The sequence below is a fragment of the Actinacidiphila sp. bgisy160 genome, from assembly GCF_965342435.1.
In the GTDB taxonomy this organism is placed as follows: domain Bacteria; phylum Actinomycetota; class Actinomycetes; order Streptomycetales; family Streptomycetaceae; genus Actinacidiphila.
Window position 1 is genome coordinate 106,379 of the sequence record NZ_CBDRCM010000007.1, and the last position, 21,662, is coordinate 128,040.

Annotated in this window: 22 protein-coding genes, 7 tRNA genes and 1 pseudogene; 16 read left to right on the forward strand and 14 right to left on the reverse strand. The window is 73.8% G+C overall.

From position 1 onward, the window contains the following. Window position 1: 1 nt before the first annotated feature. Window positions 2-1,126 carry an acyl-CoA dehydrogenase family protein gene (locus ACRWNP_RS09165; protein ID WP_431960544.1) on the reverse strand — a complete coding sequence of 375 codons (1,125 nt, stop codon included), beginning with the start codon at window positions 1,124-1,126 and terminating at the stop codon, window positions 2-4. Further along, window positions 1,123-2,307: an acyl-CoA dehydrogenase family protein gene (locus tag ACRWNP_RS09170; RefSeq protein WP_431960545.1), complete on the reverse strand. Its 1,185-nt coding sequence runs from the start codon at window positions 2,305-2,307 to the stop codon at window positions 1,123-1,125. Before ACRWNP_RS09170 ends, ACRWNP_RS09165 begins: the two co-directional genes overlap by 4 nt. 337 nt (window positions 2,308-2,644) lie before the next feature. On the opposite strand from ACRWNP_RS09170, the gene ACRWNP_RS09175 reads away from it, so the two are divergent. Together ACRWNP_RS09175 and ACRWNP_RS09180 are read left to right on the forward strand one after the other, a co-directional pair. Next, entirely contained in the window at window positions 2,645-3,298 is a 654-nt protein-coding gene (locus ACRWNP_RS09175) for an RNA polymerase sigma factor (RefSeq protein WP_431960546.1), read from the forward strand. Next, entirely contained in the window at window positions 3,295-4,353 is a 1,059-nt protein-coding gene (locus ACRWNP_RS09180) for a CU044_5270 family protein (RefSeq protein ID WP_431960547.1), read from the forward strand. Before ACRWNP_RS09175 ends, ACRWNP_RS09180 begins: the two co-directional genes overlap by 4 nt. On the opposite strand, the gene ACRWNP_RS09185 is transcribed toward ACRWNP_RS09180, so the two are convergent. Together ACRWNP_RS09185 and ACRWNP_RS09190 are read right to left on the reverse strand one after the other, a co-directional pair. Continuing rightward, window positions 4,278-5,168, reverse strand: coding sequence for an SDR family NAD(P)-dependent oxidoreductase (locus ACRWNP_RS09185; RefSeq protein ID WP_431960548.1), 891 nt, complete (start codon window positions 5,166-5,168; stop codon window positions 4,278-4,280). The two genes, ACRWNP_RS09180 and ACRWNP_RS09185, sit on opposite strands and share 76 nt — an antisense overlap. A 99-nt stretch (window positions 5,169-5,267) precedes the next feature. Then, window positions 5,268-6,503: a protein kinase domain-containing protein gene (locus ACRWNP_RS09190; protein ID WP_431960639.1), complete on the reverse strand. Its 1,236-nt coding sequence runs from the start codon at window positions 6,501-6,503 to the stop codon at window positions 5,268-5,270. A 207-nt stretch (window positions 6,504-6,710) separates the two neighbouring features. Here ACRWNP_RS09190 and ACRWNP_RS09195 point away from each other — a divergent pair, with 207 nt between their 5' ends. The 4 genes from ACRWNP_RS09195 (at window position 6,711) to ACRWNP_RS09210 (ending at window position 8,879) form a co-directional block, all read left to right on the forward strand. Then, the gene (locus tag ACRWNP_RS09195) at window positions 6,711-6,953 is read left to right on the forward strand and encodes a hypothetical protein (RefSeq protein ID WP_431960549.1); all 243 of its coding nucleotides are present in this window, start codon (window positions 6,711-6,713) and stop codon (window positions 6,951-6,953) included. Window positions 6,954-7,217: 264 nt separating this feature from the next. Continuing rightward, complete coding sequence (locus ACRWNP_RS09200) at window positions 7,218-7,421, forward strand: hypothetical protein (RefSeq protein WP_431960550.1); 204 nt, start codon at window positions 7,218-7,220, stop codon at window positions 7,419-7,421. A gap of 194 nt (window positions 7,422-7,615) precedes the next feature. Continuing rightward, the gene (locus ACRWNP_RS09205; protein ID WP_431960640.1) at window positions 7,616-8,593 is read left to right on the forward strand and encodes a phosphotransferase enzyme family protein; all 978 of its coding nucleotides are present in this window, start codon (window positions 7,616-7,618) and stop codon (window positions 8,591-8,593) included. A 7-nt stretch (window positions 8,594-8,600) separates the two neighbouring features. After that, entirely contained in the window at window positions 8,601-8,879 is a 279-nt protein-coding gene (locus ACRWNP_RS09210; protein ID WP_431960551.1) for a zf-TFIIB domain-containing protein, read from the forward strand. 42 nt (window positions 8,880-8,921) lie between these two features. On the opposite strand, the gene ACRWNP_RS09215 is transcribed toward ACRWNP_RS09210, so the two are convergent. The 5 genes from ACRWNP_RS09215 to ACRWNP_RS09235 all read right to left on the reverse strand — a co-directional run bounded on the left by ACRWNP_RS09215 (window position 8,922) and on the right by ACRWNP_RS09235 (window position 9,390). Continuing rightward, window positions 8,922-8,996 (reverse strand) — tRNA-Val (locus ACRWNP_RS09215). A gap of 29 nt (window positions 8,997-9,025) precedes the next feature. Continuing rightward, window positions 9,026-9,097: transfer RNA gene (locus tag ACRWNP_RS09220), tRNA-Val, on the reverse strand. Between the two features lie 46 nt (window positions 9,098-9,143). Next, window positions 9,144-9,215: transfer RNA gene (locus tag ACRWNP_RS09225), tRNA-Val, on the reverse strand. 4 nt (window positions 9,216-9,219) lie between these two features. Then, window positions 9,220-9,290, reverse strand: a tRNA-Cys gene (locus ACRWNP_RS09230). Window positions 9,291-9,317: 27 nt separating this feature from the next. Continuing rightward, a tRNA-Gly gene (locus ACRWNP_RS09235) sits at window positions 9,318-9,390 on the reverse strand. A gap of 201 nt (window positions 9,391-9,591) precedes the next feature. On the opposite strand from ACRWNP_RS09235, the gene ACRWNP_RS09240 reads away from it, so the two are divergent. From ACRWNP_RS09240 to ACRWNP_RS09250, 3 genes are read left to right on the forward strand one after another with little or no spacing between them, the layout of a single operon-like run. Further along, window positions 9,592-10,659, forward strand: coding sequence for a chorismate-binding protein (locus ACRWNP_RS09240; protein WP_431960552.1), 1,068 nt, complete (start codon window positions 9,592-9,594; stop codon window positions 10,657-10,659). Continuing rightward, window positions 10,646-11,509, forward strand: a complete 864-nt coding sequence (locus ACRWNP_RS09245) for an aminotransferase class IV (protein WP_431960553.1) — start codon at window positions 10,646-10,648, stop codon at window positions 11,507-11,509. The genes ACRWNP_RS09240 and ACRWNP_RS09245 overlap by 14 nt, the downstream gene beginning before the upstream one ends. A gap of 56 nt (window positions 11,510-11,565) precedes the next feature. Continuing rightward, window positions 11,566-12,414, forward strand: a complete 849-nt coding sequence (locus ACRWNP_RS09250) for a GNAT family N-acetyltransferase (RefSeq protein ID WP_431960554.1) — start codon at window positions 11,566-11,568, stop codon at window positions 12,412-12,414. 185 nt (window positions 12,415-12,599) lie between these two features. On the opposite strand, the gene ACRWNP_RS09255 is transcribed toward ACRWNP_RS09250, so the two are convergent. Then, window positions 12,600-13,106 (reverse strand): DsbA family protein, encoded by a 507-nt coding sequence (locus ACRWNP_RS09255; RefSeq protein ID WP_431960555.1) that lies wholly within the window; start codon window positions 13,104-13,106, stop codon window positions 12,600-12,602. 126 nt (window positions 13,107-13,232) lie between these two features. Between ACRWNP_RS09255 and ACRWNP_RS09260 the strand changes: the two genes are divergently transcribed. Beyond that, window positions 13,233-13,676: a hypothetical protein gene (locus tag ACRWNP_RS09260; protein ID WP_431960556.1), complete on the forward strand. Its 444-nt coding sequence runs from the start codon at window positions 13,233-13,235 to the stop codon at window positions 13,674-13,676. Between the two features lie 143 nt (window positions 13,677-13,819). Continuing rightward, window positions 13,820-13,954 carry a hypothetical protein gene (locus tag ACRWNP_RS09265; RefSeq protein ID WP_431960557.1) on the forward strand — a complete coding sequence of 45 codons (135 nt, stop codon included), beginning with the start codon at window positions 13,820-13,822 and terminating at the stop codon, window positions 13,952-13,954. Here the strand turns inward: ACRWNP_RS09265 and ACRWNP_RS09270 are convergent. Together ACRWNP_RS09270 and ACRWNP_RS09275 are read right to left on the reverse strand one after the other, a co-directional pair. Further along, a complete protein-coding gene (locus ACRWNP_RS09270; RefSeq protein WP_431960558.1) occupies window positions 13,933-14,517 on the reverse strand; it encodes a CGNR zinc finger domain-containing protein in 585 nt (194 codons plus the stop codon). The genes ACRWNP_RS09265 and ACRWNP_RS09270 overlap by 22 nt on opposite strands. Before the next feature lie 156 nt (window positions 14,518-14,673). Beyond that, complete coding sequence (locus ACRWNP_RS09275; RefSeq protein WP_003959770.1) at window positions 14,674-15,087, reverse strand: SsgA family sporulation/cell division regulator; 414 nt, start codon at window positions 15,085-15,087, stop codon at window positions 14,674-14,676. A gap of 190 nt (window positions 15,088-15,277) precedes the next feature. Between ACRWNP_RS09275 and ACRWNP_RS09280 the strand changes: the two genes are divergently transcribed. The 3 genes and pseudogenes from ACRWNP_RS09280 to ACRWNP_RS09290 form a co-directional block, all read left to right on the forward strand. Next, entirely contained in the window at window positions 15,278-15,751 is a 474-nt protein-coding gene (locus tag ACRWNP_RS09280; RefSeq protein ID WP_431960559.1) for a TIGR02611 family protein, read from the forward strand. A 62-nt stretch (window positions 15,752-15,813) separates the two neighbouring features. After that, window positions 15,814-15,885, forward strand: a tRNA-Val gene (locus ACRWNP_RS09285). Between the two features lie 1,134 nt (window positions 15,886-17,019). Then, a pseudogene (locus ACRWNP_RS09290) lies at window positions 17,020-17,220 on the forward strand (ABC transporter permease subunit); the annotation flags it as partial. 326 nt (window positions 17,221-17,546) lie between these two features. Here the strand turns inward: ACRWNP_RS09290 and ACRWNP_RS09295 are convergent. Beyond that, window positions 17,547-18,281, reverse strand: a complete 735-nt coding sequence (locus ACRWNP_RS09295) for an HAD family hydrolase (RefSeq protein ID WP_431960560.1) — start codon at window positions 18,279-18,281, stop codon at window positions 17,547-17,549. A 285-nt stretch (window positions 18,282-18,566) separates the two neighbouring features. Then, window positions 18,567-20,924 carry an SCO7613 C-terminal domain-containing membrane protein gene (locus ACRWNP_RS09300; RefSeq protein WP_431960561.1) on the reverse strand — a complete coding sequence of 786 codons (2,358 nt, stop codon included), beginning with the start codon at window positions 20,922-20,924 and terminating at the stop codon, window positions 18,567-18,569. Window positions 20,925-21,004: 80 nt separating this feature from the next. On the opposite strand from ACRWNP_RS09300, the gene ACRWNP_RS09305 reads away from it, so the two are divergent. Beyond that, window positions 21,005-21,481 carry an SRPBCC family protein gene (locus tag ACRWNP_RS09305; RefSeq protein WP_431960562.1) on the forward strand — a complete coding sequence of 159 codons (477 nt, stop codon included), beginning with the start codon at window positions 21,005-21,007 and terminating at the stop codon, window positions 21,479-21,481. 38 nt (window positions 21,482-21,519) lie between these two features. Beyond that, window positions 21,520-21,591: transfer RNA gene (locus ACRWNP_RS09310), tRNA-Val, on the forward strand. Window positions 21,592-21,662 lie beyond the last annotated feature (71 nt).

Below are 21,662 nucleotides of genomic sequence, written 5' to 3' on the forward strand. Positions count from 1 at the left end.
CTCAGCCCGCCGCGGCCGGCAGGTCCACCAGCGCGGCGAGGGCCGCTCGGTGGCGGCCGGGCGTCCCCAGGGCGATCTCGTCGGCCTTGGCGCGCTTGAGCCGCAGGTGGGCCGGGTGCTCCCAGGTCATGCCGATGCCGCCGTGCAGTTGTACGCACTCCTCCGCGGCCCGTACGGCGACCGGCGCGCAGAACGCCTGCGCTACGGCGACCGCGACCGGGGCGCCGGCGCTGTCGCCCGCGAGCGCGTCGGCGGCGTTGCGCGCGGCGGCGCGCGACTGGACGACCTCGAGCCACAGGTCCGCGAGCCGGTGCTTGAGGGCCTGGAAGGAGCCCACGACCCGGCCGAACTGATGACGCTCCTTCAGGTACGCCACCGTCTCGTCCAGGCACCACTGGGCCAGGCCCAGTTGCTCCGAGGCCAGCAGCCCCGCCCCCGTCAGCAGGGCCCGCTCCACGGCCGCCGCGGCCGTCCCTGGTCCGGCGAGCCGGCGGGCCGCCGCCCCGTCGAAGGTGACGTCCGCGATCGGCCGGGTCAGGTCGAGCGGCACCGGCACGGACAGCGCGACCCCGGCCGCGTCGCTGCGCACCTCGTAGAGCCCGGGCCCGTCGGGACCGTTCGCCGGCACGATCAGCAGGTCCGCGGCGGTCGCGTCGGCGACGCTGGTCGAGCGCCCGACGAGGACGCCGTCCGCGTCGGCCCGCACTCCCTGGGAGACCTCCGCGCCCGGTGCCGAGGGCAGCGGCACGGCCAGCGCGGCCGTCCGCTCGCCCGTCGCGAGCCGCGCCACGACGGCGTCGGCCTCCGTGGAGCCTGCCGCCAGCAGCGCCGTGGTGGCCAGTACGGCGCTGCCCAGGAAGGGCGCGGGGGCCACGAAGGCCCCCAGCTCCTCCAGCACGACCGCGGCCTCCCGCGCGGAGGCGCCCTGGCCGCCGAGTTTCTCCGGCACCAGCAGCCCGGCGACCCCCACCTCCCCGGCCAGGGTCCGCCACAGCGCGGCGTCGTACGGCTCCTCGCCCTCGCAGCGCGCCAGGAGGGCCGCCGGGGCGCACCGGTCGGTGAGCAGGCCGCGCACCGCGGCGCGCAGGTCGTTCTCGACGTCGGAGTAGAGCAGGTCGGAGCTCATCGCGGCAGGTCCTTCCAGGGGACGTCCTTGTCCGTACGGGGCTCGGAGGGCAGGCCGAGGACACGCTCGGAGATGATGTTGCGGAGGATCTCGGACGTACCGCCCTCGATCGAGTTGCCCTTGGCCCGCAGATAGCGGTAACCGGCGTCGCGGCCGTAGAAGTCGACGATCTCCGGACGCGTCATCGTCCAGTCGCCGTAACGCAGCCCGTCCTCGCCCAGCAGCTCCACCTCCAGGCCGCTGATGCGCTGGTTGAGGGTGGCGAACGCCAGCTTCATCCCCGAGCCCTCGGGGCCCGGGGCGCCCACCGCGAGCTGCTGGCGCAGCCGTTCGCCGGTCAGTCGGGTGACCTCGGCGTCCACCCACAGCCGCAGCAGCCGGTCGTGCAGGTCCGGCGTGCGCAGCCCGGGCCGCTCACGCCAGGTCGCGGCGACGGTGCCGATCATGCCGCCCTCGCGGGGGAGCGCGGTGCCGCCGATGGCGACCCGCTCGTTCATCAGCGTCGTCTGCGCCACGCGCCAGCCGTCGCCGACCTCGCCCAGGCGGTGCGCGTCGGGGATCCGCACGTCCGTCAGGAAGACCTCGTTGAACTCGGCCTCACCCGTGATCTGCCGCAGCGGCCGCACCTCGACGCCCGGGTCCGTCATGTCGCACACGAAGTACGTGATGCCCTGGTGCTTGGGCACGTCCGGGTCGGTGCGGGCGATCAGGATCGCCCAGCGCGCGTTGTGGGCGTTGGACGTCCACACCTTCTGGCCGGTGACGATCCAGTCGTCGCCGTCGCGCACCGCCCTGGTGCGCAGGCCCGCCAGGTCCGAGCCTGCGCCGGGCTCGCTGAACAGCTGGCACCACACCTCCTCCCCGGTCCACAGCGGGCGCAGGAAGCGGGTCTTCTGCTCCTCGGTGCCGTACCGGAGGACGGTGGGGGCCGCCATCCCGAGGCCGATGCCGATCCGGCGCGGTTCGTTGTCCGGCGCCGCGACGGCGGCCAGTTCGGCGTCCACGACCCCCTGCAGGGCGCGGGGCGCGCCCAGTCCGCCGAGGCCCTCCGGGTAGTGCACCCACGCCAGGCCGGCGTCGAACCGGGCCCGCAGGAAGTCCATGCGGTCCGTCGCCGCCGGATCGTGAGAGGCCAGCAGCGCGCGCACGCGCCCGCGCAGCTCCTCCGGTGTGACCGTCATGCGAATGCGTCCCTCCGCGTGTGGGTAGCCTAAGCAAGCGCTTAGAAACTAACCCACCCGGCGCGCTTTCGTCACCCCCTGGTGCCGCGCGCCCCGAGTGCGGGCTTCGCGCCTGCGGCGGGCGTCCACCAGCGAACGGGCTCCGGACGGTGACGAAGGTCGCAGTCGCCGCGACCGCCCACGTGCCCGGCGGGTGCAGCACGTACCACGCGGTCCGGCAGCGGCCGCCGGCCCGGACGTCGAGGGCGCCCGCCGATGTGTGCTTCCATGACTCTCGCGCCTCCCCGGCGGCTGTGTGACAGCGGACACAGGAACTCGGCCGGGGCGGCGGAGGGTAATGAATGTGACGCAAATAGAGCCATCAGAGCCGTCGCGTGCGCGCATACGTGCAGGAGACCGTTCCGCGTTCGCCGACCTGTACGAAGAGAACGCGCGAGCGGTCTACAGTCACGCACTGCGGTTGACCGGGAGCTGGTCGGAGGCCGAGGACGTCATGTCCGAGACGTTCCTCGCCGCCTGGCGCGTGCGGGAGACCGTGGAGCCGGAGGGCGGCACACTCACCCCGTGGCTGCTGGGCATCGCCACGTACAAGGCGCACAACGCCAACCGTGGACTGCGGCGGAAGCTCGCCTTCCTCGCGCGCAGCCCGGAGCCCCGCCCCGTCGAGGACTTCGCGGACGAGACGGCCGGCCGGATCGACGACGCACGCCGCCTGGCCGCCGTGCACGACACGCTGCGCCGGCTGCGCCGCCAGGACCGGGAAGTGATCGCCCTGTGCGTGGCGGCCGGGCTGGACTACCAGCAAGCCGCCGAGGCTCTGAACATCCCGGTCGGCACCGTGCGCTCGCGGCTCTCGCGTGCCCGGAACCGACTGGCCGAGCTGAGTGCCGCACCAGCGCCCGGCGCGAAGGTGGAACCGGACGGCGCTTGCGGAGGGATAGAGAGCGAGGCCGCGTTCGCGGCGCTCTTTCTGCAGGAGGAAACCCCATGAACGCCGAATATCCGCACGGCACCGGCGCCGCCCGGAGTGACGCGGAAGAACTGCTGGCGACCTCGCCCGCTTGGGACCTCTCGCCGACTCGCCATCTCCACCACAAGGAAGTTCTGATGCAACAGATCGACCGGGACACCATCTCCGACGCACGGACGTCGACGGCACGACCCCGCCGCCGACTGCTCCGACCGGCGATGGTCCTGCCCGTGGCAGCCGCACTGACCGGCGTGCTGGTCGTCACCGCGTCCGGCGGTGACCACACCTCCGCCGCGCGTCGGCCCTCCGCCGCCGGGCCGGTGAAGGACAACGGCGCGTCCGTCACCCTCGACCGGATCGCCGCCGCCGCCATGTCACGGGACGTGAAGCCGGTGAAGGACGACCAGTTCGTGTACGTCGAGTTCCTGGGCCGCCAGAACACGGGCACCGTGGGCGGCCCGGTCCGGCTCGGTGCGCTGGGCAAGCACGAAGTGTGGACCGCCCAGGGCTCGGGCCCCACGACCAGGACGGGCTGGATCCGCGACACGGGCAAGGACGCTGTCATGCCCGGTGAGCTGGTCCCCATCGTGACCACCTCGCCCGTGCCCGCCGGCCTGGACCACCCCACCTACAAGTGGCTCGCCACGCTGCCCACGGACCCGGAGGCCCTGCGCGCCCTGCTCTACGACCAGACCGAGCCGTGGGGCGACCTGTCGCAGGACGAGACCGTCTTCAGGAACGTCGGCGAGCTGCTGCGCTCGACGATCATGCCGCCCGCCACCGCCTCCGCGCTGTACAAGGTCGTCGAGAAGATCCCCGGCGTCACCGTGGTGCCCGACGCCGTCGACGCGGCAGGCCGTCACGGCATCGGCATCACGCGTAAGGACCCCGCGTCCGCCACCCGCGACGAGTGGATCTTCGACAAGAAGACCTTCGCCTATCTCGGCTCGCGGTCCTACATGACCACGGACAAGGGAACCGGCGGAACCGCCGACACGCTCTACGGCGTCGACGCCGTCACGGCGAGCGGTGTCGTCGACAGCCCCGGTGAGGCCTCCGCCGACACCGAGGGCTGACCCCGGCAGCGCCGGTGGACTCCCCGCTCTCCGGAGCGGGGAGTCCGTGCCGTGCGCCGACCGGGAGCCGGCGACCCGGCCCTCCGGCGACACGGCCACATGACACCCTGGCCGCCTGTGACGCCGGCGCCGGTGCGGTTCATCGCGGTCTTCGCGGCGATCGCGGCGCGGACTTCCGGGGGGAGCGCCCGCGCCGACGGCGCGTCGATCGGGCCGGGCGCGACGGCGCTGACGCGGATGCCGAGCCGCGCGTACTCCACGGCCGCCGAGCGCGTGAGGCCGACGACGCCGTGCTTGGACCCGGCGTACGCCGCCCGCCCGGCGTGCGCCATGACCCCCGCGGTGGAGGCCATGTTGACGATGGCGCCGCCACTGTGGGCCACGAAGTGGGCCAGCTCGGCCTGCATGCACGCGAAGGCACCGGTCAGGTTGACGTCGATCACGCGCAGCCATTCCGCCGGCGCGATCTCGTGCGCGTCGACCGGTCGCGGGGTGACGCCGGCGTTGTTGAACGCGATGTCGAGGCGGCCGTAGGTGGCGACGGTGAACTCCACGAGCCGCCGGGTGTCCTCAAGGGACACGACGTCGACCTCGTACGGTGCGGCTTCACCTCCCGCGCGGTTGATCTCGTCGGCGACGCGCTGGGCGGCCGCCCCGTCGACATTGGCCACGACGATCCTGGCCTCCTCGCGGGCGAGCCGCCTGGCTCCCGCCTCGCCGAGCCCCGACCCCGCGCCGGTGACGACGGGGTCACCTCTGCGGCGACGGCGGTCGTGCACGGGGCATGCCGCGGCGAAGGCGCGTGGGGAGTTCATTCGGGTTCACGCGGGTCCAGGCGGCCGGGCGCCGGGACGCGGACGGTCAGGACAGGAGCCGGCGGTGGCCCCGCGGCAGTGACGCGCGATGACGGCAGGCTACGGCGCGTGCGGCGCCGTCATGTCCGCGCCGGCCCCGGGGAGCAGGCCGAGGCCGCGGCTGGGGCCCTGGCAGCCCTGGGCGGCGGCGATGCCGAGCGCGACGAGGAGGGTCACGGTGACGAAGACGATGAGCCGCTGCCGCAGCAGCCTGCGGTCGGCACCCACGGGGCGGCGGCCGGCGGGCGTGCGCGGGGCGGGGGTGCGGCCGGACGGGGTCCGGGCCGGGGTACGCGGCGTGGCGGGCGTACGGGGGGAGGCCGGGGTGCGCGGCGCCACGGGTGTGCCCGGCGCCGTCCGACGCTCGGTCTGCTGCTCCGCGTACACCTGTGCCCGCGGGCCCGTGGGCCGCTCGGGCCGCGGGCCGGACGCCTTGGGCACGATGTCGCGCCGACCCGGCGCCGCGCCGAGGCCGCGCGCCTCGCGGGCGGCGATCTCGGCCAGCCGCTCGGAGAGTTGGACCGTGCTGGGCCGCTGCTCCGGGTCCTTGGCGAGGCACGCGTACACCAGCGGGGCCAGCGAGTCCGGCACCCCGGCGAGGTCCGGCTCCTCGTGGACGACCCGGTAGAGCATGACCTCCGAACTGCCCTGCCCGAAGGGCGAGTCGCCCATCGCGGCGTACGCCAGCGTCGCGCCGAAGGCGAAGACGTCGGTGGCCGGGGTGACCGCCGCCCCGCGCACCTGCTCCGGCGCGAGGAAGCCGGGGGAGCCGACAGCGGTGCCCACATGGGTGAGGGTGCTCGCGCCGGTGGACCAGGCGATGCCGAAGTCGATGATCCGGGGGCCCTTGGGCGACAGCAGGATGTTGGAGGGCTTCAGGTCGCGGTGGACGACCCCGGCCTCGTGGACGGCCACCAGGCCCTCCGCCAGGGCGGCGCCGATGGACGCGGTCTCGGCGGCCGGGAGCATGCCGTCCCGGGCGACCTTGTCGTGCAGGGAGGGCCCGGGGACGTACTGCGTGGCGAACCACGGGCGGTCCGCCTCCAGGTCGGCGGCGACCAGCCGGGCCGTGCAGCCGCCGCGGATACGTCTCGCTGCGGACACCTCGCGGGCGAAGCGGGAGCGGAACTCCTGGTCCTCCGCCAGCTCGGGGCGGATCACCTTCAGTGCGACGCGCTGGCCGCGCTTGTCGGCGCCCAGGTAGACGACGCCCATGCCGCCCGCGCCCAGCCGCCGGTGCAGGCGGAACGAGCCGACGACACGCGGATCCTCGCGCCGGAGCCGCATCATCGCCATGTCGTCCATCCCCGCTGCCTGCCTGGCCAGTCTGACGCCGACAGCTTACGGACTGTCCACCCGTCGTGCCGCGAGGCCGCGCCCGCGCGGGGCGGCGGATTGTCAGTGCCGGATGGGATCCTTGAAGAGTGGGGAACATTCCGGCCGCTGACGGCACGGAATTTCGACATGCCGTCAACAGTCCATCGGACAAGGGGGATTGACGCCATGAAGGGTGACCGCGTGGAGATAGTCGTCGACGCGGGCGACACGACGAGGACCTACGAAGTGGTCGCCACCAGGGCGGGCCGCAGGGTCGAAACGGCGGTCCGCCGAGGGGTGGTGGAAGTGAGCGAAGTCACCCGGTCCGGCTCGGTGGTGCGCACCGCGCGCTTCATGGCCACCCGGGTCCTCGCCCTGGTGGAACAGCCCGTGCCGACCGGCGACGTGGAGGACGACGAGCGGGGCTGACGGGCCGCGTCCGCGCCCGCCCGGGGGATCCCCTCGGGGATGTCCCGGGGGTGCGGCCGGGTCCCTCCACCCAGGGGAGTACACGAGCGGTCCCCGAGTCATCCTCGGGGAGGCCAGGGAAGCGGTACGAAGGCATGACGACCGGCGCCGGAGCCGCGCCTAGTGTTGAGCTCAAGCGGCGGGCGGAGCACTCGTCCCCCGAGGTCAAACGCCCGCCGCCCCGACAACTGTGCATGAGCACGGACCACGACCCGGGAGAGGGCCATGGCGAACACGGTGAGCCGTACGGTGCGGCCGGCGCGCGGCAACAGGATCGCCGCCTTCGGCATACGCCCGTCGGGCACCCGGCATCCGCTGGTGGCGGTGGCGATGGTGCTGCCGCTCGCGGTGCTGCTCGCGGTGGCCTTCGGGGGCTGGGACGCGGTGGTCACACAGGCGTCGTCCGTAGCCGGTCTGATGGGGCGCTGACAGATCGCCCGGCGGCCCCGGAAGAGCGGTCCGGGGCCGCGAGGACCGGTGAACCAACCCCGTGGGGACGGGGGTACGGCGGACGGCACGAATGCCCGGGTACCCGTGGCGGTACCCGGGCATCACACCCGGCATTGCCAGTGAGCGGCGCGCTGCCGCACAGTGGGCCGGTGACACGTGCAGTGGGGGAGGAAGTGACCAGTAGCGGAACACCGCTGACGCACGCCCTGGGGGCGGTCGCGGCCGCGGCCTCACGGGTCCCCGCCCAGGTGCGGCCCGCCGTGCTCGCCGAACGGCCCGACGCCACCGTCGTCCGGGGCGGCCGGCTCGTCGCCAAGGCCCACGCCCCGGGCACCGATCCGGAAGAGCTCGCGCTGCGGCTGCGCGTGGCGGCGCATCCGCTGCTGGACGGTGTCCTGCTGCCCCCGGCGCCGCTGACCGACCACAAAGGCGCGCTGAGCATCGTACTCCTCGGTCGCACCGTGAGCCTGTGGCCCCTCGGCGAGCCGGTCGACCACGACGACCCCGACGCCGCGCCCTGGGCCGAGGCCGGCACGCTCCTGGCCCGTCTGCACACCGTGCCGCCGGCCGGGCTGCCCGGCCGGACGCCGCCGATGCGCGGCCCGGTCAGGGCGGCCGCCGCGGTCGCCAGGATGCTCGCCGCGGGCCCCGGCGACCCGGCGGTGCTCGCCGCCTGGCACGGACTGCCGGCCTGGGCGCGCGGCGAGGCTGCGCAGCCGCGGCAGGTGCTCTGCCACGGCGACCTGCACATGGGCCAACTGGTGCGCCACCCGGCGCCCGACGGGCCGTGGTGCCTCATCGACGTGGACGACCTCGGGCTCGGCGAGCCCACCTGGGACCTGGCCCGGCCGGCGATGTGGTTCGCCGCCGGGCTGCTCGACCCCGCCGACTGGGGCCGCTTCCTCGGCGCCTACCGCGCCGCGGGCGGCCCCGCCGTCCCCGAGGACGGCGACCCGTGGCCGCATCTCGACGTGGCGGCGCGGACGTTGGCGGTACAGACCGCGGCCGTCGCGGTCGCCAAGGCCGCGCAGGAGGGCCGCGCGCTGGACGGTACGGAACAGGCCGTCCTCGACACGTGCCGCCGGATCGCGGAAGTAAAGTGCAGTTCTACGCCGGGGGAAGACCTCCGGCAGGCGCGAGCGAGGAGATGAGCCGACGATGCTCTGTCCCAAGTGTCATGGCCCGATGCAGACGTACACCCGCAGCGGCGTCCAGATCGAGCAGTGCGGCAACTGCCGGGGGATCTTCCTGGACTACGGGGAGCTCGAGGCCCTGACCCGCATGGAGGGGCAGTATGCCCAGCCCGCCCCGCCGCCGGCTGGTTACCCGCAGGCCTACCCGCAGCAGCACGCCGCGCCGGCCTGGGGTGCCCCGCACGGGGGTCACCACGGCCACCACAAGCACCAGAGCTGGGCGCACATGCTCTTCTCGTCGTGACGACGAGCGAGGGCCGGAGCGATTGCTCCGGCCCTCGGCTGCTGGTGGACGATACTGGGATTGAACCAGTGACCTCTTCCGTGTCAGGGAAGCGCTCTCCCGCTGAGCTAATCGTCCTCGGTACTGCGGGTGGTGCTGGTACGGCGTGCGCGATACTGGGATTGAACCAGTGACCTCTTCCGTGTCAGGGAAGCGCTCTCCCGCTGAGCTAATCGCGCTCGGGTCCCCGTGCCGAAGCCCTGGGGAAGGCCCTCCCGGGCCCAGTGGACGATACTGGGATTGAACCAGTGACCTCTTCCGTGTCAGGGAAGCGCTCTCCCGCTGAGCTAATCGTCCTCAGAGGTGGAGACGGGATTTGAACCCGTGTAGACGGCTTTGCAGGCCGTTGCCTCGCCTCTCGGCCACTCCACCAGCGCGGGGGCGCCAACCCCCACTTCGAGCGGACGACGAGATTCGAACTCGCGACCCTCACCTTGGCAAGGTGATGCTCTACCAACTGAGCCACGTCCGCAGTGTCTCCCCGGAGCTCACACCCGGGTGGGACCGCCGCCGGTGCGCTTCCGCGTCCCGGCGACGAGTTGAACTCTAGCGGATTACGGCTCCGCCACCAAAACGCGTTTCCGCAGCGTGCCGGGTCGGTGACCAGCGCATCTCGTCCGTCGCCGCCGACCTAGACTCGCACTCGCCCCTCCGGACCGACCTGGGAAGCCCCGTGCCCGACCTCGAGCCCCTCGCCCGATTCGGCGGCCTCGTCGCCTCCGACCTGCGGGATGTCACCACGGACCCGGCCGCGCTGGACTCGTCCGGCTTCTGGGCGGTGGTCGCCGGCTTCGAGGGCGGAACGGTCTGCGCGCGCTTCGGGAACGTACGGCCGGAACCCGCCACGGCGGCCCCCCGCCGGCTCTGGAAAGGCCCCGCCCGCGCCGACTGGACGTCCTCACTGGACCGTGCCGGGTACACCGCGGGAGTGCGCCGCGTCCGCGAGTACATCGCGGCCGGCGAGGTCTACCAGGCCAACCTCTGCCGGGTCCTCACCGCGCCGCTGCCCGACCCGGACGCCGACATCGACGCCCTCGCGGCCGTCCTCGCCCGCGGCAACCCCGCCCCGCATGCGGGAACGGTCCGGCTGCCCGCGCACGGCATAGAGGTGGCCAGCGCCTCCCCCGAACTCTTCCTGCGCCGCCGCGGCAAGGTGGTCGAGTCCGGGCCCATCAAGGGCACCGGCCGCACCGAGGCCGACCTGCTGCCCAAGGACCACGCGGAGAACGTCATGATCGTCGACCTGGTTCGCAACGACCTCGGCCAGGTCTGCGCCACCGGCACGGTCACCGTCCCCGATCTCTGCGTCGTGGAGAAGCACCCCGGCCTGGTCCACCTCGTCTCCACCGTGCGCGGCGAACTGCGCGAGGGCGCCGGCTGGGCCGCACTGCTGGACGCCGCGTTCCCGCCGGGATCCGTCACCGGGGCGCCCAAGTCCAGCGCCCTGCGCATCATCGCCGAACTGGAGACCGCCCCGCGCGGCCCCTACTGCGGTGGCATCGGCTGGGTCGACGCCGACCGCGGCACCGGCGAGCTCGCCGTGGGCATCCGCACCTTCTGGATCGACCGCGCCGCCCCCGGCGCCCCCGTGCTGCGCTTCGGCACCGGCGCCGGGATCACCTGGGGCTCCGATCCGGAGCGGGAGTGGGACGAGACGGAACTGAAGGCCTCCCGGCTGCTGGCGGTAGCGTCGGGTACGTACGACTCGAACGAAGGCGAACGGAACCATGGGGCAGAGTGACACCGTGAGCACGACCACCCTGGGCCCGATCTGGGTCAACGGCGCGCTGCGCGAGACCGACGAGGCGTCCGTGTCCGTCATGGACCATGGCCTGACCGTCGGGGACGGCGTCTTCGAGACGCTCAAGGCGACCGGCGGCACCGCGTTCGCGATGGACCGCCACCTGCGCAGGCTGACCCGCTCCGCGCGCGGCCTCGGCCTGCCCGAGCCCGACCAGGACGAGGTGCGCCACGCCTGCGAGGCCGTACTCGCCGCCAACCCGGTTCCCCACGGCCGGCTCCGCGTCACGTACACCGGCGGCGCCTCGCCGCTCGGCTCCGAGCGCGGCACCACCGGCCCCACCCTGGTCGTCGCCCTCGGTGCCGCGACCGTCCGTCCGGACACGACCGCCGTCGTCACCGTCCCCTGGACCCGCAACGAGAAGGGCGCCCTCGCGGGGCTCAAGACCACCTCGTACGGGGAGAACGTCGTCGCCCTGGCCCGCGCCCACCAGCACGGCGCCTCCGAGGCGCTGTTCGCCAACACGCAAGGACGCCTCTGCGAAGGCACCGGCTCCAACGTCTTCGTCGTCCTCGGGGGCAAGCTGCTCACGCCGCCGCTCGCCTCGGGCTGCCTCGCCGGGATCACCCGCGAGCTCGTCATCGACTGGGCGGGCGCCGAGGAGGCCGACCTGCCGTTCGAGGCCCTCGCCGAAGCGGAGGAGATCTTCGTGACCTCCTCGCTCCGCGACGTCCAGGGCGTCCACCGGGTCGACGACCGTGACCTGGCCACCGGGTCCCACCCCGGCCCGGTCACGGCCAAGGCGATGCGGGTCTTCGCGGAGCGGTCGGCGGAGCACCCGAACCCCTGAGTCCGGGATGGTTGAACCCGTGACGTAACCGCGGCGACCCGGTACAACTCCACACCATGACCACCACCCTGCGCCCGGCCGAGCCCGAGCAGCGCTGGCGCGGCGGAGTACGCGCCCGCCGCTTCCATGTCTGCGTCAACGGGCGACCGGTGGGGGAGACCACCTTGTGCACCGACGCCCGGTTCGGGCCCGAGGCCGGCCGCATCGCCGCGCTGCGGATCGACCACGACCAGCAGCGCCGCGGCCGCGGCACGGTCGCCGCCCTCGCCGCGGAGGAGGTCCTGCGGGGGTGGGGCTGCCGCCGCATCGAGGTCTCGGTGCGGACGCAGGACACGGCCGCGCTCCGCCTCGCGGGCGTGCTGGGGTACGTCGTCCGCAACCGGAGCATGCGCAAGGCGCTGCCCGACGTGCCCCCGGCCCTGCCCGAGGGCAGCGTCGTGCGGCCCATGACGGAGGCGGAGTACCCGGGGTGGGTGGCCCGCAGACAGGACGACTACGTCCGGTCCTGGACGCGGCACGGCGTGCCCGAGGCGCAGGCTCGCGAGAAGGCCGAGGCGGACGACCGGACGGCCCTGCCCGAGGGGCTCGCGACGCCCGGTGCGGTGCTGAGGGTGCTGAGGGCACGGGAGGCCGGCAGGACCGGGGTGGGGGACCCGGTGGGGGAGCTGTGGGTGGGGCGGAGGGACGAGGACACGGGATTCGTCTTCGACGTCCGCGTCGCAGCGGGGCACCGGAAACGGGGCCACGGGCGCACGCTCATGCTCGTCGCGGAGCGGGAGTGCCTGGCGGCGGGACTGCGGTGGCTCGGCCTCAACGTCTTCGCCGGGAACGAGGCGGCGGAGGGGCTCTACGCTTCGCTGGGGTACGGGGTGACAGAGGTGCACTTGGCGAAGCCGCTTGTCTGAGTGTCCGGGGTTGGCCCCGCCGGCGGTGCGGCCGGTTCACCGGCGGCGCTGCCTTCACCCGGCCCACCCGACGTACCCCGCGAGGCGGTCACTGAGCGCGCAGGGCGATCGGGCGGGAGGGGGGCGCACCCACCGACCGGCGTGCGCTGGCGTGCGCACGCCGATGAGTGCGCGGTGCGTGATGGTCAGTGGGCCAGGGCGGCGTCTGCGAGTGATTCGATGCGGGTGCGCAGGCCGTCCTGGGACCTGCCGCCGTCGAGGCGCTCGCCGGAGATGACGTAGGTGGGGGTGCCGGTGACCCCGATGGCCTTGCCCTCGGCCTGGTCGGCGTCGACGACGAGGAGATGCCGCCCGTCGACGAGCGCCGTGTCGACCTCTTCCGCGTCGAGCCCGAGCTCGGCCGCGATCTCGACCAGCAGCGCCTCGCCCCGCTCGCTCAGCTCCTCCGTGCGGGCGAGGACCGCCTCGGCGTACTCCCAGCCGTGGCCCTGGGCGAAGGCCTCCTCCGCGGCCTGGGCGGCGGCGTAGGAGTGCTTGTGCTTCTCCAGCGGGAAGTGCCGCAGCTGGATCTCCAGGGCGGCGCCGTACCGCTCGCGCAGGGCGTGCAGGTCGGTGAGGGCGGCGGCGCAGTCGGGGCACTGGAGCTCGCACCAGTACTCGAGGACCACGGTGCGGGGGGTCGCTTCGTTCATGGGGCCAGTCTCCCACCGGGGGAGGAGCCGTCCCGGAGATCACCCTGAGGTTCCCGCCCGGCCGTGGCCCGCGGGCGCCGGGCGGGTGCACGATGGAGCGAACAGACCACTTCGGAGGAGCTCCGCATGCTGACCTCGACCGTGTGTGTCGCGCTGTCCGCGGCGGGCCTGGTGATCGCCCTGCTCACCGCCTACCGGCGCAGGTTCCGCAGGGCGACGATGATCGCGGCGGCGGCGCTGCTGCCCGTCGGCCTGTACATGACGGGCCTTGTCTCGCTGGCCGGGACCGTCGTCCGGGCCGTCGCCGACTGGGCGGCGGACCTGGTGTTCAAGCCGTCGGTGTGGGCGGGCTTCGGCGTGCTCGCCCTGTCGGTCGTGCTGTACGTCCTCGCGCGGGTCGGACGCAGCAAGGGCGTCGCGCAGGGGAGCGCGGGCCGGGCTGTCGCGCCGGGCGTGGGGGCGCCGGCTCTGGCGCAGGGGAAGAAACCGGTCCCGAAGGCGGCGAAGACCGATCCCGACCTGGCCGAATTCGGTGAGATCGAGGAGATCCTCAAGCGCAGGGGGATCTGAGCGGCGTGTTGGTGGCCGGGGGCGGCGGGGCTACGCCATCATCGCCCTGGCGGACCTCGACTACCGCCCCCTGAGCGGGATTTGGCGTGTCCGGGGGCGTACGGTTGTGCGAGTTCGCGTCCCTCCGAGCACACCGTAAGGGCATGGAAGCCGAAGCAGACGACGACGAGCCCCGCGGCTGCCTGTTCGCCCTCTCCCAGCCGCCGCTCATGCTGTTCCTGGCCGTGATCGGCAGTCTGCTCGCCTTGGGCGGGCTCTACGACCTCTGGCCGTTCTGAGCCGGGACGGCGACGGCCTCGCGGCGGCGCGCCCGGTAGGCGGCGACGTGGAGCCTGTTGCCGCAGGTGCGGCTGTCGCAGTAGCGGCGCGAGCGGTTCCGTGACAGGTCGACGAAGGCGCGTCGGCAGTCGGGGGCGTCGCATCGGCGCAGCCGCTCGCGCTCACCGGCGACGAGGAGGAACGCCAGGGCCATCCCGCAGTCGGCGGCCAGGTGCTCGGCAAGGGAGGCGCCCGGGGCGAAGTAGTGGACGTGCCAGTCGTAGCCGTCATGGTCGGTGAGCCTGGGCGTGGTGCCGGCCTCGGCGACGAGCGAGTTGATCAGGGCCGCGGCCTCGGCCGTGCCGGGCGCGGAGAAGACCTGGGCGAAGAGCTGCCGTACGGCACGCACCGCGACGAGGTCGTCCTCGTCGAGCGTGCCCACCTCGCTGACCTCGTTGCGCTCCACGAACGCGCGCAGCGCGGCGAGGTCGCTCAGACCCTCGCGGCCGTCACTCTCCGGTGTGGTGTTGATGAGATCCACCACGCAGTCGAGTGCGCACCTGGTGTCATGGTTGATCAGCACGGGATCGCTCTCTCCCTGGCCTGGTGGGTCGGGCGTTCCGGTGACTGTAGCGCGAGAGCCGTCGTCGTGGAGCGTGCTGCTCCCCGACGACGGCTCTGGCAGGTCGGGTCCGCGCCGTACCCCCGAGATGCGTACGGCGACGGACGGTCGGTGGACTCAGCTCTCGGCGAGGATGTGCGAGAGCTCCGTGTCCAGGTCGAAATGACGGTGTTCGGTGCCGGGGGGCACCGCGGCGTCGGTCCGCTTGAGGAACGACTCCAGGGCCCGCGCAGGGGCCTCGAGCAGCGCCTCCCCCTCCGGAGAGCTGAGGGCGATGCACACGACGCCCTGGCCGTGACTGCGGGACGGCCAGACCCGGACGTCGCCGGTGCCGGTGGGCCGGTGCAGACCTTCGGCGAGCAGGTCGCGGGCGAAAACCCATTCGACTGTCTCCTCGGCACCGGTGTGGAAGGTGGCGTGCACGGCGTAGGGATCGGCCGTGTCGTACCGCAAGCCCGCGGGTACGGGCAGTGACGATTCGCTCGACACAACGAGGCGCAGGTGCAGCTCGCAGCTGACCGTGGTGTTCATAAGCGCCAGGGCCTTTCGCTCAGTGTGCGCTCGGGGATTCGCACGTCGGCGAAATCGACATGCCACCTGCGGGGACGTTGTAAACCCCTCTGACGGGTTTGTGAGGGTTCCGGTACCTCGTCCGGCCGAGTTCTTTTCCTCCCCGGCGAGCCATTCCGGTGACGAAGCGGGGTCGGGTAAGTTTGGCGGCATGACTGCGGAGAGTGACGGGCGGGAGGCGGCTGTGGCCATGGATCCCGCGACCGTCGGCAAGGGGGGCGGCGGGGGCGAGGAGCCGCAGGGCTCCGAGCGCCCGCTGGGGTCGAGGGCGCCGCGTTTCATCCGGCGCTCCCGCGCGCTGCACGTGAGCTGGCAGGCCGGGGTCTTCCTGGTGGGTCTGGCGATCGTCGGGACGGGCGTGGTCCTGCTTCCGCTGCCGGGGCCCGGCTGGGTGGTGATCTTCGCCGGCATGGCGGTCTGGGCGACCGAGTTCGTCTGGGCCCAGCTGGTGCTGCGCTGGACCAAGCGGAAGGTCACCGAGGCGGCGCAGAAGGCGCTCGACCCGAAGGTGCGGCGGCGGAACCTGACGCTGACCGTCATCGGACTGGTGATCATCGGCGTCCTGATGGGCTACTACGTGTGGCGGTTCGGCCTCGTGATGCCGTGGAAGGCCGACCTCCACTGAGGGTGCGCCGTGCGCGATGGTCGGGGCACCCGCTGACATGCGGTAATGTTGTTCCCGCACCGGGGCGATTAGCTCAGCGGGAGAGCACTTCGTTCACACCGAAGGGGTCACTGGTTCGATCCCAGTATCGCCCACCCGGACCGAGGGCCCGGAAGCCGGCAGCGGCTTCCGGGCCCTCGTCGTGTGCCCGGCGATCGTGGTGTTCAGGCCTTCCGCGGGACGTGGGGTGGCGTCCGCCCGAAGGGCCTGTCGTGAGCGTTCGACGGAGTGCGCGCGGGACACGGGGCCTGAGGGCGGCCGGGGCCGCCCTCGCCACGCCGGCCCTGCCGGAGGCCCGCTGCGGTGCCGGTGGCGACCCGGACGGCGGGACGGTGACCATCCGCTACCCCCGGTAGCGCCCAGGGCCAGGTGAAGACGGCCGCTCTTTTCGCGAAGGACCGCCCGCCCATCCACCTGAACGCCCAGTCGGGCCGGCGAGGCCCATGGCAGGCTGCTCGGCGTCCCCGTCGGCGGGGACGCCTTCGCCGTCGTCCACAGCCCCGGAGGCTTTCCAACGCGTCGGCGTCCCCCCGCCCTGGCGGGAGTGGGACGAGTTCGACGCCGTGTCCACAAGATCAGCGCCGCCGAGGGCGACCTGTACGTGCCGGCGAAAACCACGGGGTGATGCACCTGAACGAACCTCTATCCCCGCGCCAGAACGGCAGCGCGGCTGTACGGGGCGGCGCAGGTCGGCGGGGGCGGGGCCTGGCGGCGGTTCCGTTCCTCACCCCGCCCCGATGATCTCCCCGGTGCGATTCCGGGCGTGCGCCTGCTGACCGCGGTGCTGTTCCGCGCGAGGTCGGACGGACGCCCGATGAACCTCCGCCGAAAGGGGCCCCCGCCGCACGGCGCGCACCCTCGCCCGGCACGCGGGCGCCCCGGCCCTGCTCGCGGTGATCCCTCCACCGGGGGTGTGGCTGGTCGGGGCCCGGTTCAAGCCCGGCGACGAGATCGTCGCCAGCCTGGAACTGCTGCCCCGGGCGACCCACCGCCGACGACTACCGGTGGCTGACCCGCGGCATCGCGGACATCCCCGTACCCGCCTTCTCCGCCAACTCGCCCGTACTGGCCGCCGGTTCGGTGGTGGGCGTGCTCATCTCCTGCTCGCTGGGCGGCCTACGCCTTCGCCAGGATCCGCCTCACCGGGCGCAACCTGCTCTTGGCCGTGATGATCTCGACGCGGCTGCCGGCCTTTTTGGTACGTGCTCTCGAAAACCGACCTGATCAACACTTACCTTCCGTTGCTGCTCGGGAAATACCTCGCCGCCGACGCGTTCTTCGTCTTTCCCATGGTGCAATTCATACGCAATCAAGCCGGGAATTGCCGAGGCGGCCCGTATCGACGGCTGCGCACATCCGCGCGTCTATGGAGCATCGTGCTCCCTTTGTGCCGGCCCGCTCTCATCACGAGTGCCCTCTTCACGTTCATCTGGGGGCGCTGCCCGGCGGGGAAGCTCTCACCGGCGTCAGTGTGCTCACCGCGGTCGCGCTCGGCGGCGGGGCTGCGGGCCTTCGTGCCGCCGGCCGCGCCGTGCGGTGCTGCTGCTCGCGGGCGGGCCGGCGGTGGTCGCGGTCGCGGCGTGGACGCTCGTGCCGCTTGCGGTGGTGGCGGCGGGGTGCCTGGTCGGGGCGGCGGTGGCGGCGGGGTGCCGTCCCGGAGGGCAGCCCGCGTGCGCGGCCGGTTGTTGTGTGCGGCTCGTTTGCGCCCGCGGCGGGCGGTTCTCCCGCCCGCCCTCCCCGGACTTCGGCCAGGGTGTCAGGGGCGTACGTGCCGACGCAGTCCGCAGGATGCGAGCACGAGGTGGAGGCGCTCCTCGGTGGCCTCGGCGAGTGGCGGGACCAGCAGTGTCGGGATGCCCGCCTCGACCGCCGCGCCGTCGTGACCGGAACGGTCCCCGACCATCAGCGCCTCGTCCGGGCCCACCCCGAGCACGTCCAGCGCCACTCGGAAGATGGCGGGATCGGGCTTGCAGACACCGTGCTCGAAGGAAAGCACGAACCGGTCGACGTGACCGTCGAGGCCCGCCTTCACGAACCAGGGGCGGATGTCGAAGTGGACGTCACTGACCACGGCCACCCCGACCCCGGCGGCCTTCAGCGTCGCAAGCGTCCGCTCCACGTCCGTCGCGAAGAGATCGGCGTCCGGCTGCGCGAGCTCGTCGTACAGGGCGCCCATCAAGGCCTCGTCGATGCCCGCGGCCGAGACCCACCGCGCGAAACCGGCGCGGTACGACCCCAAGGACGCGTCCGCGCCGGTCATCGCCCGCGCCACGGCAGGCTGCCCGATCGCCGTGTCGAGTGCCGCGCTGAGCCGCCTCACCTCCGCCGGCGAGGTGTCCCGGGCGAGGCGCCGCAACGCGCCCTCGATCCACGACCCGCCCTTCGGACCGGCGTGGTCAGGACCCCACTTGGGGACGATGAGCGTTCCCACCCAGTCCAGAAGGACGGCCTTGAAGGTGGACGGGTCTTCCCCGGGGCGAGGTTCGATCACGTCGCCGGTATACCAGGTGCGGTTCGGCCGGGCGGAGGGTGACTTCCCCCAACCCCCCGTCCCGCCGTCCTGTGCCCGAACCGGCGGGAGGGGGTGTGGCGGGGTGCGCCCGTGGGCGCACCTCCCAGCGTTGGCTGGGCGAGCCGAGCGGCGAACCCGGAGCCGAATGACGTAGGGCCGGACCGCGAGCCCTGTGGGGTCCCCTGGCCGATGGCTGGGGGAGGGGCGCAAGCAACCCGCACGCGACAACGGACCGCGACCACAACCCACCCACCCGCACGATTCCTACCGCAGGCGCCCCAGCGCGTCCCGCACGCGCCGCACGTCGCGCAGACGGTGCTCGTACGTCGCCCCGACCGCCAGCAGGAGGACGCCCGCCAGGGCGAGCGGCACCCAGCGGGGGAGCGCGCCGAGGGCCTGGGCGATGTAGGGCGCCAGTTCGTGCAGCGCGTCGAGTGCGAGCACGCCCGACCCCAGCAGGAGCGGCGCCGCCAGCCGGTGCCGGGCACCAAGGAGCATCACGGCGAGCGAGGCCGCGCCCAGGAACAGGGGGCGGACCCAGCCCGGGTCTCCCCAGGCGGCGGCGAGGCTCGGGAGCAGGGTCGCGGAGAGTCCGGGGGCGTAGGCGGCCCAGGAGGAGAACGCGGAGTCACGGCGCCGGCGCAGGGCGCCGACGCCCAGGGCGGCGACCGTGACGGGGAGCGTGTACGCCTCCGGGACGTGGACGTCGGACGCCGCGAGGCGCACCCAACCGGCCGCGACCATCAGGCAGGTCGCGACGTACCCGAGCCACCGCCGGTCGGCCCGCAGCGCCGCGACCGCCGCGGCGAGGACGCCCGCGAGGGCGAGCGCGAGGGCGAGCAGTGCGCGGTCGTCGGCGACGAGGACGACCCCGAGGAGGGCCGCCGCGTGGCCGGGGTGCTCGAAGAAGCGCCCGGGGGTGCGGAGGGCGGCTGCCTGGGCGGCCGCGGCAATCGCGAGGAGGGTGAACGCCGCCGCGTGCGCGGGCAGTCCGGTCCAGGCGAGGCCGGCCGCGCAGGCGACCACGGCGGCGGCGCTCACCACGCGGGTGTGCGACGCCACGGCGTACAGCGCGCCGAGGCAGGCCGTCAGCACGGCGAGCACGATGAGCGTCGTCGTGCGCTGCGGGTGGGCCCAGGCGACAGCCGTCGCGGCGAGCCCGCACGCTGTCGCCAGGGCGGTCCAGGTCAGGGCCCTGGCCGACAGCGCGAGCAGGGCGGCCACGACGACGAGCCGTACGGGCAGCGGGCCGGGCACGCACACCGCGAGCGCGGCCGACACCAGGGCGCCGGAGGCGGCGACCGGGCCGTACGGGGTGCCGCGGTGCAGCCGCGCCGCCGCGGCCAGTTCCGCGGCGAGCAGGCCGGCCACCGCGACCGCGCCGTACGCGCCGTCCCACGCGTCGGGCGTGAGGACGCCCACGACCAGCGAGGGCAGCGCCCACAGCAGTGCGAGGGCGTGCACCGTGGCGGCGCCGGCCGCGAGACCCGCGGCCACCGGGCGGAGGCGGGCCGGTACGGCGAGGGCCGCCGCACCCAGCACGACCGCCGCGCACACCAGGTACTCCGGGACGACCCAGTCGCCGGGCACGCCGGCCCGCACGAGCCCGCCTGCCGCGCCGACGACCGCGAGCGCCACGACCCCGGACAGGATCCCGGACACGGCGGCGGGCACGGCGGGCCGCAGCGCGACGGCGAGGGCGACCGCCGCCGCGCCCAGCAGCAGCGCGCCCGCGCGCAGTGCCGCACCCGTGTCGCCGGCCGACAGGGAGAGCCCGCCCGCGGTGAGCAGTCCGGCCGTCCCGAGCGCCGTCCCGGCGACCGCGGCGGTGATCCGCGTCCCGCGCCCGGCGGTGAGGAGGGCGGCCGCCGCGTCCAGGGCGGCCGTGACGAGCAGGGCGGTCGCCAGACCGTACGCCGACTGCGCGGCCGACGCCCACAGCGCCAGGGGGAGTTGACCGATCGCCACGGCGAAGGGCACGGGCAGCACGAGCCGCCCGAGCGCCTTTCCGTACCCGGCCCACAGCGCGGTGACGACGGCCAGGGACACCGCCGCGTAGCGCAGCCCGTCCGTGCCGGAGAACACCACGCGGTGGAGCGCGTACGCGTCGAGCAGCAGCAGGACGAGGCCGAGGCAGGCGACGACCTCGGCCGTGGCGGTCAGCGCGCGGCGCAGCAGCAGCGACGGGACGCCCGTCGCCGCGAGGGTCAGCGCGCCCAGCACGGCGGCCCGGCCGCCGATGCCGAGGTGGCCCCAGCTGATGACGGTGAACGCGATGGCCGCGACCGCCAGCAGCACACCGCCCAGGGCCAGCAGCAGGTTCTGCACCGCGCGCGGCGACGTCTCGCGGCGCGGCGGGCCACCCCGGGGCGGAGCCGGCCGCGTGCCCCACGGGGCCGGAGGGTACGGCGGCCGCAGTTGCGCCAGCAACTGCCCGCGCCGGGCGATGAGGCGGCCACGCTCGGCGTCCAGCCGCAGGAGCGCGCGGTCGGTCTCGCGCAGTTCCTCGGCGACCGGCCCGAGCAGGGGCAGCGCGCAGCGCGGACAGGCGGGCGGCGGCGTCGCGGGCAGGTAGGCGCCGCACGCGGGGCAGCGGTCGTGCGGCGGGGGCGTGGTGTCCATGGCTCGGAGTGTGGCGCGGCCCACGTGGCCGGGCATGCGCGCCGGTACTCAGATCCGCGCTGAGTACGCACACTGGCTGCATGGACTGGAGCCGTTACCGCTTCCGCAGTCTGTGGCGGATCGCCGCCTCGCCCGAGGCCGTGTACGACCTCCTGGAGCGCCCGCACGAGTACCCGGCCTGGTGGCCCCAGGTCCGCGAGGTGCGGCAGACCGGCGAGACCGCCGGCATGCTGCGCTTGCGCTCGGTCCTGCCGTACGACCTGTTCGTCACCGCGCAGCAGACCCGCCGCGACCCGGGGGCGCGGGTTCTTGAGGCGGCGATGTACGGGGACCTGGAGGGGTGGGTGCGGTGGACGGTCGGCGCGGACGGCGCGGACGGCGGCACCCGGCTGCTCTTCGAGGAGGAAGTGATCGTCAACAAGCCGCTGATGCGGCGGCTGGCCGTGCCGTGCCGGCCGCTGTTCCGGGCGAACCACGCCCTGATGATGCGGCAGGGGAGGCGCGGCATGGCCGCCCGGTTGCGCGCGGAGGGCGCACCCGGCCGGGAAGCCGTTTGAACGCAGCCGCCGGTGCCCTGTATTGTTCAGGTCGTCCCGGGCGATTAGCTCAGCGGGAGAGCACTTCGTTCACACCGAAGGGGTCACTGGTTCGATCCCAGTATCGCCCACCGTCACGAAGGGCCGGTCCATCTAGGACCGGCCCTTCGTCGTGCGCTGGGCCCTGTCGTCAAAGTAGCTC

Coding starts and splice junctions, on each gene's coding strand:
- ACRWNP_RS09165 (WP_431960544.1), bottom strand. CDS start 1,126: ATGAGCTCCGACCTGCTCTACTCCGACGTCGAGAACGACCTGCGCGCC.
- ACRWNP_RS09170 (WP_431960545.1), bottom strand. CDS start 2,307: ATGACGGTCACACCGGAGGAGCTGCGCGGGCGCGTGCGCGCGCTGCTG.
- ACRWNP_RS09175 (WP_431960546.1), top strand. CDS start 2,645: ATGAATGTGACGCAAATAGAGCCATCAGAGCCGTCGCGTGCGCGCATA.
- ACRWNP_RS09180 (WP_431960547.1), top strand. CDS start 3,295: ATGAACGCCGAATATCCGCACGGCACCGGCGCCGCCCGGAGTGACGCG.
- ACRWNP_RS09185 (WP_431960548.1), bottom strand. CDS start 5,168: ATGAACTCCCCACGCGCCTTCGCCGCGGCATGCCCCGTGCACGACCGC.
- ACRWNP_RS09190 (WP_431960639.1), bottom strand. CDS start 6,503: ATGGCGATGATGCGGCTCCGGCGCGAGGATCCGCGTGTCGTCGGCTCG.
- ACRWNP_RS09195 (WP_431960549.1), top strand. CDS start 6,711: ATGAAGGGTGACCGCGTGGAGATAGTCGTCGACGCGGGCGACACGACG.
- ACRWNP_RS09200 (WP_431960550.1), top strand. CDS start 7,218: ATGGCGAACACGGTGAGCCGTACGGTGCGGCCGGCGCGCGGCAACAGG.
- ACRWNP_RS09210 (WP_431960551.1), top strand. CDS start 8,601: ATGCTCTGTCCCAAGTGTCATGGCCCGATGCAGACGTACACCCGCAGC.
- ACRWNP_RS09245 (WP_431960553.1), top strand. CDS start 10,646: ATGGGGCAGAGTGACACCGTGAGCACGACCACCCTGGGCCCGATCTGG.
- ACRWNP_RS09250 (WP_431960554.1), top strand. CDS start 11,566: ATGACCACCACCCTGCGCCCGGCCGAGCCCGAGCAGCGCTGGCGCGGC.
- ACRWNP_RS09255 (WP_431960555.1), bottom strand. CDS start 13,106: ATGAACGAAGCGACCCCCCGCACCGTGGTCCTCGAGTACTGGTGCGAG.
- ACRWNP_RS09260 (WP_431960556.1), top strand. CDS start 13,233: ATGCTGACCTCGACCGTGTGTGTCGCGCTGTCCGCGGCGGGCCTGGTG.
- ACRWNP_RS09265 (WP_431960557.1), top strand. CDS start 13,820: ATGGAAGCCGAAGCAGACGACGACGAGCCCCGCGGCTGCCTGTTCGCC.
- ACRWNP_RS09275 (WP_003959770.1), bottom strand. CDS start 15,087: ATGAACACCACGGTCAGCTGCGAGCTGCACCTGCGCCTCGTTGTGTCG.
- ACRWNP_RS09280 (WP_431960559.1), top strand. CDS start 15,278: ATGACTGCGGAGAGTGACGGGCGGGAGGCGGCTGTGGCCATGGATCCC.
- ACRWNP_RS09300 (WP_431960561.1), bottom strand. CDS start 20,924: ATGGACACCACGCCCCCGCCGCACGACCGCTGCCCCGCGTGCGGCGCC.
- ACRWNP_RS09305 (WP_431960562.1), top strand. CDS start 21,005: ATGGACTGGAGCCGTTACCGCTTCCGCAGTCTGTGGCGGATCGCCGCC.